Here is a 13,393-nt window from a genome sequence, read left to right on the forward strand (position 1 = left end):
TGGATCTAATAGTTCACTGGTAAAGCTTACTTCCTATTTAAGTTAAAACAGCTTATGAATAAAAAATATAAAATAGCAATAATTGGATTAGGATATGTAGGTTTACCCTTAGCTAGGCTATTTGCTACGAAATATGCTGTTGTTGGCTTTGATATTAATCATCAAAGAGTTAGTGAACTTAATGAAGGGCATGATTCAACAAGAGAAATTGAAGATGACGTATTAATGCCTGTCATAGTTAAACAAAATCCACTTGAATATGATGCACTAAAGGGACTATATTGTTCATCTGATTCTGTAGATATTAAAAATGCTGATATATATATAATAACAGTTCCTACCCCTATTGACCGTCACAACAGACCAGATCTTAATCCATTGTACAACGCTAGCGAAACAGTTGGTAAGGTATTAAAAAAGGGTGATATTGTTATTTATGAATCGACAGTATATCCTGGAGTAACAGAAGAAGAATGTATTCCTGTACTTGAAAAATTTTCCGGCTTGAAGTTTAATGAGGATTTTTTTGCAGGCTATTCACCTGAAAGAATTAACCCGGGTGATAAGGAGCATACAGTAGAAAAAATTCGTAAAGTAACTTCAGGTTCTACTCCTGAAATTGGACAGGTTGTAGATAATTTATATAAATCTGTTATAACAGCAGGTACACATTTGGCACCAACCATTAAAGTAGCTGAAGCTTCAAAGGTTATTGAAAATTCTCAAAGGGATGTCAATATTGCTTTTATGAATGAATTGGCCAAGATTTTTTCCCTAATGGATATTGATACTCATGATGTATTGGAGGCAGCAGGAACAAAGTGGAATTTTCTTCCTTTCAAGCCCGGTCTAGTAGGTGGACATTGCATTGGGGTTGATCCATTTTATCTAGCACAAAAAGCTCAAGAAATCGGCTATTATTCAGAATTAATTTTGAGTGCCAGGAGGCTTAATGATTCTATGGGATCTTTTGTTGCGTCACAGGTTATTAAACTCATGATTGATAAGGAAATTCAAGTAAAAGGTGCCAACATACTTAATTTAGGAATTACCTTTAAGGAAAATTGTCCAGATATAAGAAATTCAAAAGCGATCGATATTGTTAATAATCTCAAAGAGTATGGTAGTGAGATAACCGTATATGACCCATGGGCCAATCCTTTTGAGGTTAAAAAAGAATATGAGATAATATCTCATCAAGACTTTTCTGCTATAAAAAAACAATATGATGTAATAATACTTACTGTGTCACATCATGAATTTTTGACTTTAGATTTAAAAGCTTTGCTTAAAAATAATGGAATAGTTTACGATGTTAAAGGGGTTCTTACAAAAGAGAATGTACATAAAAGGCTGTAATCTTGTTTTTAGAAGGTTAGGATAGAACCTTCTAGGTAAAGATGATATCGTAAGAGTTTAAGATGACTACAATAGGACATGAAGAAATATAATGTAATTTTATCAGGAGGCATAGGAAGCAGACTCTGGCCTCTTTCACGCAAACAGCATCCCAAACAGTTTCTGAAATTATTTTCGGGTAAGGCATTATTTGAGTTAACTGCTGAACGTAATCAGAAATTAGTTGATGAAATTATGGTTGTTGGAAATACAGATCACATTGAGTGGAGTAAACAGCTTTTACAGGATATTTGTCTTCCCAAAACTTTTATTACAGAGACTGCTGCCAGAAATACTGCTGCAGCAATCGCATTCGCTGCGTTAGCAGTTGATCCTGACGATATTTTAATTATCACACCTTCTGACCATTTAATACAAAACCAGGATGATTATGAGCAGGCTATAAAGCAAGCTGTAGAACTGGGTAAAAAAGACTTTTTAGTTACGTTTGGGGTTGTTCCATCCAGGCCTGAAACAGGGTATGGTTATATTGAATATGAAGGTAAAGATGTTTTATCCTTCAGGGAAAAACCAAATACTGAAACGGCTCAAGAATTTTTGGAAAGAGGAACTTTTCTATGGAATTCGGGTATGTTCTGTTTCAAAGCGGGAATTTTCTTAGAAGAGCTGAAAAGATATCAGCCGGAAATTCTTGAGAAATGTATGGAAACCTGGCAAATATCAGAAAATTATTGTTTAGACACAAAATCTTCTCTTCAGATTCCGTCAATTAGTATTGATTATGCTGTAATGGAAAGATCAAAAAAAATAAAGGTTGTTCCTGCATACTTCCGGTGGAATGATTTGGGGTCTTTTGAATCTCTGTATGATTATTTAAGATCTGCGGGTCATCCGGTTGACGATAATGGAAACATGGTTATTGGTACAGATATTTTTACAGCATTTGTAGGGCTTAAAGATTCTATATTAGTTCATACTCCCGATGCAATATTGATTCTTCAGAAAGAAAGATCACAGGATGTAAAAAAGATTTATAATCAACTGGAAAAATATAAATCTACTTTAAGATAATTTAAATTTAAAACTATGATTTCAAAGGAGTCAAAAATATATATTGCAGGACACCGCGGAATGGTAGGATCTGCTATATGGAGGCAATTATCGGAAAAAGGATATACCCGTTTGATTGGATTAAAAAGTAATGAACTTGATTTAAGAAACCAGGCAGCAGTAGCTGAGTTTTTTAAAGTTAATAAGCCCGAAGTGGTTATTGATGCAGCGGCAAAAGTAGGAGGTATTTTAGCTAATAATACGTATCCTTATCAGTTTTTAATGGAAAACATGCAAATCCAAAATAATCTGATTGATGCAGCACATAATAATGATGTTGAAAAATTTATTTTTTTGGGATCATCTTGCATTTATCCGAAACTTGCACCACAACCTTTAAAGGAAGAATATCTTTTAACAGATTCTCTTGAACCTACAAATGAGTGGTATGCATTGGCAAAGATTACCGGTGTTAAAGCATGTGAAGCGATTAGAAAACAGTTTGGGAAGGATTACGTATCCTTGATGCCAACCAACTTATATGGTACTCATGATAATTTTGATCTCAATACCTCACATGTTTTACCAGCTATGATCCGTAAATTTCATGATGCCAAGATGAATGGCAATTCTCCTGTAACAGTATGGGGTTCTGGGACGCCTATGAGAGAATTCCTGTACGTAGATGATATGGCAGCCTCTGTTATTTTTGCTTTGGAAAATACTCTTCCGGAGCATTTATATAATGTAGGAACAGGAACTGATTTAAGCATTAAAGAATTAGCTGAGATGATCCAAAAAATCGTTGGCCACACAGGAAATATAATTTGGGATCAGGAAAAACCAGATGGAACTCCAAGAAAACTGATGGATGTATCTAAAATGCATGAATTAGGCTGGAAACATACAACTAATCTTGAAGAAGGGATTACTAGAACTTACCAGTGGTTTTTAGATAATATTAGCAATTTTAAAGAAGTAAAAATACACTGATTCATATATAAGTGATTTCCGAATTACAGATAAATGTATCTGCAAGTCAAAAAATAAAAAATGAAAATAGCATTAATAACAGGAGTTACTGGCCAAGATGGTTCATATCTGGCAGAACTTTTATTAGAAAAAGGGTATAGAGTTCATGGGATTAAAAGGAGAGCTTCTTCATTTAATACTCAAAGAATAGATCATTTGTATCAGGATCAGCATGAGCAAAATGTTAATTTTACCCTACATTATGGTGATTTGACAGATTCTACAAATATTATACGAATTATCCAGGAAGTACAGCCGGATGAAATCTATAATTTAGGAGCAATGTCACATGTAAAGGTATCATTTGATTCACCTGAATATGTAGCTAATGTAGATGGTATAGGTACTTTAAGAATTCTTGAAGCTGTACGTATATTAGGATTGGAGAAAAAAACTAAAATATATCAGGCTTCTACATCTGAATTATACGGAGGATTACCGGAAAATAAGAACGAAAAAGGTTTTTATGATGAAAATTCTCCTTTTTATCCGCGTTCACCCTATGGTGCAGCTAAGATTTATGGTTTCTGGATTACAAAAAATTATCGTGAGGCTTATGGAATGTTTGCCTGTAATGGTATTTTATTTAACCATGAGTCACCAAGAAGAGGAGAGACTTTTGTAACACGTAAAATTACTATGGCGACGGCTGCAATTGCTAAAGGTAAACAAGAATGCCTTTACTTAGGTAATTTGAATGCATTACGTGACTGGGGACATGCTAAAGATTATGTTGAAGCTATGTGGAGAATTTTGCAACAGGATAAGCCGGATGACTTTGTTATTGCTACAGGAGTCACTACTTCTGTAAGAGATTTTGTGCGCATGGCATTTCGGGAAGTTGGTGTAGAACTGGAATTCGAAGGTGAAAATGAAAGAGAAATAGCAAGAGTTATTGCATGTAATAATCCGTCATATCAGCTTGAGATTGGAAAAATAGTCGTTTCTGTTGACCCTGAATACTATCGGCCAACTGAAGTAGATTTATTAATTGGTGATCCTACCAAATCTAAGACTCAATTAGGATGGACTCCTAAGTATGATCTTAAGGCATTAATAAAGGAAATGATTGAAAACGATCTAAAATTAAATTGATATGAATTTTCCTGCCATTATGAATCTTCCAAAAATATTGGATAAGAGAGGAAATTTGTCTTTTTTTGAATATCCATCTCAATTACCTTTCGAAATTGTTCGAACATATTGGATTTATGATGTTCCGGGAGGTGAAGTAAGAGGAAGTCATGCTTTTAAAGAACAACAGGAGTTTATTATCGCACTTTCCGGAAGCTTTGATGTCATACTTAATGATGGTGAAAAAGAATATCGCTTTTCGTTGAACAGATCTTATTATGGTTTATATGTACCTAAAATGTATTGGAGAAAACTGGAAAATTTTTCAACAAATTCATTAGCCCTGATAGTTTCTGATAAGCCTTATAGTGAAAATGATTACATAAGAGATTTTAATCAATTTAAAAAAATGAGGAATGAAATTTAATGTTGATGACTGCAATATTGTTGAACTGCCAATTGTTCATGACACAAACGGAAATATTACTGTTATAGAGAATAATATCAATATTCCCTTTAATATACGTAGAATATACTATTTATATGATGTTCCTATGGGAGCTGAAAGAGGCGGACATGCTCATTATGAGCTTGAGCAATATATAGTAGCAGCTAGTGGATCTTTCACATTTGATTTTGGACGATGGTATTAATCAACGTGAGGTATTCCTAAATCATCCTAACAAAGCTTTACATATCGTTCCTGGAATCTGGAGAGAAATGAAGGATTTTTCCAGTGGAAGTATTTGTCTGGTACTCGCATCAATAAATTATTCGGAGAAAGATTATATGAGAGATTATGATACATTTTTAAATTACAGAAAAAATGGCTAGGATCCATCCATTATCAGATGTTCAAAGTGAAAACATCGGCGCAAATACAATGATTTGGCAATACTGTGTAGTTTTAAAGGGCGCGGTCATAGGTGAAAATTGTAATATTAACTGCCAGGTTCTGGTAGAAAATGATGTATTAATTGGTAATAATGTAACTGTAAAACCAGGGGTTCAGATCTGGGATGGAATTACAATAGAGGATAATGTATTCATAGGCCCAAATGTTACCTTTACTAATGATTTAGTTCCACGTTCAAAAAAATATCCGGAAGCTTTTGTGAGAACTGTCGTAAAAAAAGGAGCTTCAATTGGTGCTAACTCCACTATAGTTGCAGGTAATACGATTGGCGAAAATGCCCTTATTGGAGCAGGAAGTGTTGTTACTAAAGATATTCCTGATAATACGGTATGGTTTGGAAACCCTGCAAGATTCAGGGGAATTATAGATAAAAATGGAGTTATCACTTACAAATAAAAATTATGGTTAAGTTTCTTGATTTGCAGAAAATAAATCTTGCCCATCAGCAGGAAATTGAAGATAAATTATTGGCTGTATTTCGTTCCGGTTGGTATTTACTAGGAAATGAAGTGAAAAATTTTGAAGAACATTTATCAGCATATATTGGTTCTCCTCAGGCTATCGGAGTAGCTAACGGTTTGGATGCCTTAAGATTAATATTGAGAGGGTATATAGGATTGGGAATAATGAAACAAGGGGACGAGATTATTGTTCCGGCAAATACCTATATTGCTTCCGTTTTAGCGATTTCTGACAATGGCCTAGTTCCTGTATTTGTTGAGCCTGATATTAATAATTATAATATTGACATCTCCAAAATTGAAGAGAAGATTACTGAGAAAACAAAGGCTATAATGATTGTTCACTTATATGGCAGAATTGTCTTTTCTGATGATTTAAAAAAATTAGCCAATAGACACGATCTGAAAATTATTGAGGATAATGCTCAGGCAATCGGTGCAGACTATAATGGAAGAAAAAGCGGAAATTTAGGTGATGCAGCAGGATTCAGTTTTTATCCTGGGAAAAACCTTGGAGCTTTAGGTGATGCCGGTGCAATAACAACCAATGATGAAAATTTAGCAGATGTAATTAGGGCTTTAGCCAATTACGGATCAAATCAAAAATACATCAATACCTACAAAGGCTTAAATTCAAGATTGGATGAAATTCAGGCTGGAATTCTGGATATTAAGCTTAGATATATTGATCAGGAAAATGAACTTAGGAGGAAAGTGGCAAAAAAATACCTTTCCGAAATCACTAATCCGAAAATAATCCTTCCTGAGTACCCTGTAAATGAACTTGAACATGTTTGGCACCTCTTTGTAATCAGGACAGAAGATAGAGAGAACTTTCAAAACTACCTGTCCTCAAATAATATTCAAACATTAATTCATTATCCTGTTCCGCCACATAAACAGGAGGCTTATAAGGAATATAATAGTCTGAATTTTCCTGTTACTGAAAAAATACACGAAGAAGTTTTAAGCCTTCCCCTCAGTCCATATATTTCTGCAGAAGAAGTAGATTTTGTAATAAAAACTATAAACTACTACAAATGAAAGTATTTCTAAAAAACAAAATGAAATCCATCCTTTCAAAAATAGGAATGGTTATGTTACGGGAAAGTCAGTTAGATTTCATTAAACATTATTATGGGACTATTCAGGAAAATCTCTTTATTTCAGATAATAATGCGGTTTTCTCTATTATCTTCTCCAAAGATAGGGCTATGCAGTTAGATGCTTTTTTAAGAAGCTATTTTACTTATGTAACTAATCCGGGAACAGTAAAAATTCTTTATTATGTAAGTTCGCAAGAGCATGATGAATCTTACGAAACCCTTAAAGAATTGTATTCAGATAAGCCTGTTGTATTTATCAAGGAAACACATTTCAGGGATCAACTCATCAGTACATTGGAAGAATCTGTTGAAGATAAAGTTATTTTGTTTGTTGATGATATGCTTTTTACAAGAAAAATTGATTTTAAAAGTTTAACAGAAATAGATCCATTTAAAAATATCGTTGCATTATCCCGTGGAAAAGATTTGCTTTACAGTACCGTACTATCAAAAAAAATTGAAACTCCTAGATTTAAAAAATCGGAGAACAATTGGTTGAGTTTCAGCTGGAGTGAGATTAAGGAATTTTCTGACTGGACTTTTCCATTAGGTACTTCAGGATATATGTATTCCAGAAAAGAACTTCTTTATATGTTAAAAAGTATTTCTTTTAAAGCTCCCAATTCAATGGAGGGACAGATGCAACTTTTTAATATCTATTTTAAAGACCGGAAAGGTATTTGTGGTGAACAGGTTATTACTCCATGCATCCATGCTAATATTACACAGACGGAAGGGTATAATCCTGTAACAGGGCATTTCTCCTTGGAAGAATTGTTACAGGAGTGGAAATCAGGTAAAAGAATAAAATTTGAAGAATTTTATGAACTTCCCGTTACAGAAGCTGAAGTTAAGAAATACTCATTTGTAGACCGGTAAAGAATGAGTAATAACAGAAGTTACAAAGATACCTTTAAAAATACACTTGCTTTTGGGGGAGTCCAGATACTTACCATACTGATCTCTCTAATCAGAGGAAAAGCGATAGCAATGTTATTGGGACCAATAGGAATGGGAATTAATAACCTTTTTGTATCGAGCTTGAATATTATTACTACATTTACTGAACTTGGATTAGAATTAAGTGCTGTTCGTGAAATTTCAGGAAATAAAGATGATAAAGAAAAAGTTTCAAAAAAAATAAGGATTACAGAAAGACTTTTCATCTTTTGCGGTGTTCTTGGAGCAGTCATTACAGCATTACTTTCGCCATTATTAAGCCAATGGACCTTTGGGAATCATAACTATACCTATTCTTTTGTTTTATTATCATTTTTTGTTTTTTTTACAGCAATCAATAAATCATATCAAACGGTTTTGCGAGGCCTTCAGAAGATAAATATGATTATTAAATCAGGAATTGTAGGATCTCTGGCTAGCTTGGTATTTTCAATCCCTTTTTTTTATTTTTTTAAGGAAAACGGAATTGTTCCTTCGTTGATTGTAACTATTGTTGCCACCTTAATCAGTTCATGGTTTTTCCGAAGAAAAATTGTTATATCTAAGGTTCAGGTTTCAATCAAAGATATCTTCAAAGACGGAAAGGAAATGGTACAACTGGGCATCATGCTTATTATAGCTAATTTCCTAGGCATTTTAACAAAATACCTTATCAATATTTATATAGGTAAAACAGGGAATCTCGCCGATATCGGATTCTATGGTGCTGCCATAAGTATTGGCAGTCAGTATGTAGGTTTTATTCTGGCATCCTTAAGTGCAGATTATTTTCCAAGGCTTTCTTCTGTAAATACAGATGCCATTCAAATGAATAAGGTTGTAAATGAACAGTCGGAAGTTGTTCTGCTTCTTGCGACTCCATTGTTAATATTAATGATGATTACTGCCCCTTTGATGATCAGAATATTGCTTTCCAAAGAGTTTTTAGTAATAGAAAGTTTTATACGATTTATAGCTATTGGATCCTTTTTTCAGGTCTCATCTTTTTGTATGGGATATATATCCTTTGCGAAAAATGACAGAAAGGTATACTTGTTCTTAGAAGGAGGGCTTAGTAATATTCTTCAATTAATCTTTAGTATTCTAGGGTATTATTTTTTTGGATTGAAAGGACTTGCAACAGCATTTTTGCTGGTTTATTTTTTTTATTTTATTATAATAACCCTTTTCACAAGATTTAAGTATAAATATAAGTTGGATAATACAACGATAAAAATTCTTGCACTTTCATGTACATTTGTTCTTATTGTTTTTATGATTTATTATTTTCTGGATAATGTTACGGCAAATATTTTATCATGCTTAATTTTTGCTGTAACTGTACTCGTTAATTATTATTTTTTAAATAAAAGACTGGACCTAAAAAGCGCTATTTTGAATAAAATAAGAAAGAAAAAATAGTCTTATATTGAGAGAACTTAATAATAAATTTTATGGAATATCCATTAGTTAGTATCGTAGTTATAACATATAATTCCTTGGAGTTTATATTAGATACATTAAATAGTATAAAAGAACAGACTTATAAAAATTTAGAGTTAATTATTACGGATGACGGATCTAAAGATGCTACAGTGGAGTATTGTAGAACATGGCTAGATGTCAACAAAGAAGCATTTGTGTCATCCAAAATAATTACAACAGATAAAAATACAGGCATTCCAGCCAATTGCAATAGAGGAGTAAATGCAGCCGGAGGTGAGTGGATCAAAATAATAGCGGGAGATGACTTACTTACTTCCGATTGTGTTGAAAACTTCATTAGATTTATAGCAGCAAATAATTCCGCTCAGGTGATTTATTCTAAAGCATTGGGTTTTCAGGGCAATATTATAGATAAAAACTACATTGAACACAGTTTTGCAGGGTATAATAAATTTTTTAGTTCTGATACTTCAAAACAATATAAGATGCTTTTAAGAAGAAATTACGGTCATGGGCCTACTATTTTTTTTAAGAAGTCAATATGGAAAGCTGTAGGAGGTTTTGATGAAAAATTTAAATTTGAAGATCACCCTTTCGCATTGAAAGTGAGCAAAAATAAAATAAGATTGTACTATACGGATGTAATTACGGTATATTACAGAGAAAATATTGCCTCAATCACCAGAAGTGATGATAAACGAATCTTTTCTAATTTTTATTGTGAAATAGAAAAATTTAATAAAGCAGAGGTATATCCAAATTGTAGCTTGATCATCAAAATTTTAAAGAAAACAGAATTCTACAAACTTCATTATTTTGACAAGTGGGGTTTGAACCGAAGAACTAAAATTAATAAGCTGTTATTTCTTGCTACATATTATCTGAATCCTTTAAATCTATATAATAAATATTTCTAATGTTACTATCTTATATAATCCCTGTCTACAATAGTGCTGCGTTTTTGGAAGATTGCTTAAACAGTATTGTTGAGCAAAATTTAGACAGTAAAGAATTTGAAATTATTGTTGTAAATGATGGTAGTACAGATAACTCTGATGAAGTTTTACAAACATGGAAATCAAGAAATGGAGATATTCAACTTGCATATTTTTATCAAAAAAATAAGGGACAAGGAGCAGCGAGAAACCTTGCAATTAAGGAATCTCGTGGAGAATTTTTATGGTTCATCGATAGTGATGATTTTATTGAGAAAAATATTGTAAAAGTTATTCTTGATGAAATTAGAAAAGATGATTTGGATGCTATCTGGTTTGATCATAGATTGGTAGATGAAAATGGCGTAGTTTTACCAAAGCCTTCTATTGATATTAAAAAAAATAATAGCAGCGATATATATAGTGGAGAAGTATTTTTTAAAGAAGTATTTAATACATCTTGTATGCCTTGGGCGTTTATTTTTAAAAGAAAAATATTAATTGATAATAACTTAGACTTTCATGAAGGCATTTATTTTGAAGATATTGTTTTTACGCCTAAACTGATATATTTTTCTAAAAGAATCAAGTTTTTTAATGTGCTAGCGTATAATTATGTTATTCACAATAATTCTACTATGAGAAGTAGTGATAAGTTCGTAAAAAGATGTTTGGATAGTATTATTGTTGTGAGAGAATTACAAAACTTTTCTGAAAAGCAAAATAGTAAATTATTAGAAACATATATTGAAGATTTCTCCTCGGAGATCCTTATGTACAATTATAGACTTGTTATTTCTCAAAATAATCCGGCTTTTTTTAAGGAATTTAAAAATGAAATGATAAAAAATAATTTATATCCATTTAAAATAAAAAGACCTTATCAACTGGCATTTTTATCAAAGATTGCAAATATAAGTCCGTACATTTTTAAAAAATTATGCCAATTAAGACCTATAAAATAATATGAAAATAGCATTATTAGGAAGTAAAGATTTCGATAGTTTGGAATACCATTTATCTGATTCTTTCAGATTTTTAGGGCATGATGTGTTCCATATTGATATTAAAGATGTCATTAAAATTCCTTATAGATATAATTATTGGGCTAGTAAATTGTTGCCGAAATATGATAAGATGATGTTTAACACAATAGCATCTAGAATTATTGAACAAGCACCGGAGCTGGTCATTGGAACTTACAGATTTATTAATCCTGAATGCATCAGAAAAATTAAGAAAGAACTTCCGAATACTACGATCATTCATATTAATCCGGACCAGTTAACCACCTTGGAACACCAACAGATTTTTGCATCACCGTATGATGCTTATTTTACCAAAGATCATTATATGGTTGATTTTATGAAAAATAAAATGAATCTGAATACATTTTATTTACCTGAAGCCTTGAATGCAAGGCTGCATATTCCTCCGGCTGGGATTGATAAAAAGCAACTGGAAGAAAAGATCAATATAGATGTTGTAGCATTTGGTACAATGTATCCTTATCGTGCAAAAATGGTTTCAGAATTGATAAAGAATGATATTAACGTAAGTTTATTCGGCGTACCTGATAAACGTTTTCCCAGAGAAGAGATTACAAACAATTTCAAAAATGAATTTATTACAGGAACTAGAAAAGCAGAAATTCTGTTTGGATCTAAAATTATATTTAACAATTTCCATTATGCAGAAATTACTTCAGCAAATGTGAAGTTCTTTGAGATTTATGGAATCGGAGGATTCCAAATTTGTGATTTTAAGACTTCCTTAGAAGAGTATTCAGCAATAGATGTAGAAAAATTTACTTTCAAAAGCATTGATGAAGCTGTAGATAAAATAAAGTATTTTTTAGCTAACAGTGCTGAACGGTATCAAATTGCAGAACAGCAAAGTAAACATTTCCGTGAAAATCATACTTATGAGCATAGAGTTGAAGAAATATTAAAAAAAGTATAATGTATTTCTATTATCTTACAATATTATTGTTTTTTTTTCCTGCTCTTTTAGAAACTTCTTCTCCAAAACTGGAAGGCAAAATACCTTATAAGAAATTCTTTTTAAGTTTGATCATTCTTGTCTGCATTTTTCAGATGGGACTGCGTTGGGAAACCGGGACAGACTGGGATGCATATTTGCTTCATTTTAATTCGCAGAGCTTGATTTATCCCTTTGATAATACTGAAGATTACTTCGAAAAGGGATATACTTTCCTTGTTTTAATTTCAAAATTGATCGTTCCCAAGTATTGGTTTTTTTTACTTATTCATTCTATTATTCTCTTTTTGCTGATTAGAAAAAGTTATGTTTATTTTACACCATATTCATTTAATAAGTTTACTCCTGTTCTATGTATCATTTCTAGGTGTATGGGGTTCGAGCAGACAGTTGCTTGCGATGGGGCTAGGCCTTTTAAGTTTGATATATCTATATGAAAAAAAATGGTTGATGTACCTGTTTTTGGTTTTTGTTGCATTTCAGTTCCATACAACCTCATTGCTTCTTCTTATATTCGTCTTCTTTAAGAGAACCTTTAGTAACATGACAATCATTATTGCAATAGCAGTCTGTGCAATAATTGGATTTTCTCCACTTCCTCTTAAGATATTTTCATTATTCGGAGGGTTTAATGATGTAACTGCTTCTAAAACTTCAGCATATCTTAAACAAGCAGAAGAGGTTAATTTTGATATTTCATTAATAGGTTTTGTAAAAAGACTGGGCATCTTTGCTATCTTTTTCTTCTACAGGAAAACGATATCTGAAAAGTATCCCAAATTCAATTTTATATTTAACGGATATTTATTTGGGTTATGTTTTTATTTTCTGTTTGTTCAGACCTTAGCCATAATGATCAGTAGAGGAAGTCTATATTTCAATGTTTTAGAGCCTATATTGTTATCTTATATCTTCTGTATTGTGAAAGACAAAAGAATATCTTTCTTACTTGCTATTTTATTTTTTATCTACAGTATTCTGATGGTAAAGCAATCAATAACAACATATCCGGACCTATTTGATCCTTACAAGGGGCTATTTATCAATACTGATTATCATAGAAATATGTATTAA

The 13,393-nt window shown here is 32.1% G+C and carries 14 protein-coding genes and 1 pseudogene; all 15 read left to right on the forward strand.

Going from position 1 to position 13,393, the window contains the following annotated elements; genetic code table 11:
* The first annotated feature begins 54 nt into the window (after positions 1–54).
* The 15 genes and pseudogenes from QE404_RS01300 (at position 55) to QE404_RS19320 (ending at position 13,393) form a co-directional block, all read left to right on the forward strand.
* On the forward strand, positions 55–1,359 hold the full coding sequence (locus QE404_RS01300; RefSeq protein WP_307445594.1) for a nucleotide sugar dehydrogenase: 1,305 nt from the start codon (positions 55–57) through the stop codon (positions 1,357–1,359).
* Positions 1,360–1,437: 78 nt separating this feature from the next.
* Positions 1,438–2,430, forward strand: a complete 993-nt coding sequence (locus QE404_RS01305; RefSeq protein ID WP_307445596.1) for a mannose-1-phosphate guanylyltransferase — start codon at positions 1,438–1,440, stop codon at positions 2,428–2,430.
* An 18-nt stretch (positions 2,431–2,448) separates the two neighbouring features.
* Complete coding sequence (locus tag QE404_RS01310) at positions 2,449–3,402, forward strand: GDP-L-fucose synthase family protein (protein ID WP_307453312.1); 954 nt, start codon at positions 2,449–2,451, stop codon at positions 3,400–3,402.
* 60 nt (positions 3,403–3,462) lie between these two features.
* On the forward strand, positions 3,463–4,536 hold the full coding sequence (gene gmd / locus QE404_RS01315; RefSeq protein ID WP_307445597.1) for a GDP-mannose 4,6-dehydratase: 1,074 nt from the start codon (positions 3,463–3,465) through the stop codon (positions 4,534–4,536).
* Position 4,537: 1 nt separating this feature from the next.
* Entirely contained in the window at positions 4,538–4,942 is a 405-nt protein-coding gene (locus QE404_RS01320; protein WP_307445602.1) for a sugar 3,4-ketoisomerase, read from the forward strand.
* Positions 4,932–5,168 (forward strand): WxcM-like domain-containing protein, encoded by a 237-nt coding sequence (locus QE404_RS01325; RefSeq protein WP_307453656.1) that lies wholly within the window; start codon positions 4,932–4,934, stop codon positions 5,166–5,168. Before QE404_RS01320 ends, QE404_RS01325 begins: the two co-directional genes overlap by 11 nt.
* On the forward strand, positions 5,131–5,349 hold the full coding sequence (locus QE404_RS01330) for a WxcM-like domain-containing protein (RefSeq protein WP_307453659.1): 219 nt from the start codon (positions 5,131–5,133) through the stop codon (positions 5,347–5,349). The genes QE404_RS01325 and QE404_RS01330 overlap by 38 nt, the downstream gene beginning before the upstream one ends.
* Positions 5,342–5,827 (forward strand): acyltransferase, encoded by a 486-nt coding sequence (locus QE404_RS01335; RefSeq protein WP_307445608.1) that lies wholly within the window; start codon positions 5,342–5,344, stop codon positions 5,825–5,827. Before QE404_RS01330 ends, QE404_RS01335 begins: the two co-directional genes overlap by 8 nt.
* A gap of 5 nt (positions 5,828–5,832) precedes the next feature.
* Positions 5,833–6,936 (forward strand): DegT/DnrJ/EryC1/StrS family aminotransferase, encoded by a 1,104-nt coding sequence (locus QE404_RS01340; protein WP_307445610.1) that lies wholly within the window; start codon positions 5,833–5,835, stop codon positions 6,934–6,936.
* 20 nt (positions 6,937–6,956) lie between these two features.
* Entirely contained in the window at positions 6,957–7,877 is a 921-nt protein-coding gene (locus tag QE404_RS01345) for a hypothetical protein (protein WP_307445613.1), read from the forward strand.
* 3 nt (positions 7,878–7,880) lie between these two features.
* On the forward strand, positions 7,881–9,359 hold the full coding sequence (locus QE404_RS01350; RefSeq protein ID WP_307445614.1) for an oligosaccharide flippase family protein: 1,479 nt from the start codon (positions 7,881–7,883) through the stop codon (positions 9,357–9,359).
* Positions 9,360–9,391: 32 nt separating this feature from the next.
* The gene (locus QE404_RS01355) at positions 9,392–10,300 is read left to right on the forward strand and encodes a glycosyltransferase family 2 protein (RefSeq protein WP_307445617.1); all 909 of its coding nucleotides are present in this window, start codon (positions 9,392–9,394) and stop codon (positions 10,298–10,300) included.
* Positions 10,300–11,283, forward strand: coding sequence for a glycosyltransferase (locus QE404_RS01360; RefSeq protein ID WP_307445620.1), 984 nt, complete (start codon positions 10,300–10,302; stop codon positions 11,281–11,283). The genes QE404_RS01355 and QE404_RS01360 overlap by 1 nt, the downstream gene beginning before the upstream one ends.
* Before the next feature lies 1 nt (position 11,284).
* Positions 11,285–12,280, forward strand: a complete 996-nt coding sequence (locus QE404_RS01365; protein WP_307445621.1) for a CgeB family protein — start codon at positions 11,285–11,287, stop codon at positions 12,278–12,280.
* A 134-nt stretch (positions 12,281–12,414) separates the two neighbouring features.
* Positions 12,415–13,393: pseudogene (locus QE404_RS19320) on the forward strand (EpsG family protein).

Source organism: Chryseobacterium camelliae, assembly GCF_030818575.1.
In the GTDB taxonomy this organism is placed as follows: domain Bacteria; phylum Bacteroidota; class Bacteroidia; order Flavobacteriales; family Weeksellaceae; genus Chryseobacterium; species Chryseobacterium camelliae_A.